The following is a 280-nucleotide window of genomic DNA, read 5'->3' on the forward strand; positions in this document are numbered from 1 at the left end:
CACGGCGAGTTCGTGGAGGTGCACGAACCGCTCACCCAGGCGCAGTTGCACAAACTCACGGCGCACGAGCAGCCCCCTCCCTTCGAGCTGGGGCCGCTGGTCGACGCCAATGGCGTCCAGCGCAGCCCCAGGCGTTCGGATCGGCTGCGGGCCAGGCTCGCCCATGCCATGTACGGTCCCGGCTCGCAGGTGCCCAAGGCCACGGTCGAGGAGTACCGGGCCATCGACAGCGGCGACCAGCACCACCACTGAGTGCCGCGGCCTGAGTCCGGCGCAAAGC

General features: G+C 70.4%; 1 pseudogene. It reads left to right on the forward strand.

Annotation, left to right across the window (positions count from 1 at the left end):
* Positions 1-252 (forward strand): annotated as a pseudogene (locus J0695_RS41905) (cytochrome bc1 complex cytochrome b subunit); the annotation flags it as partial.
* Between the last annotated feature and the right edge of the window lie 28 nt (positions 253-280).

It is taken from the genome of Streptomyces beijiangensis, assembly GCF_017315755.1.
Classification (GTDB): Bacteria; Actinomycetota; Actinomycetes; order Streptomycetales; family Streptomycetaceae; genus Streptomyces; species Streptomyces beijiangensis.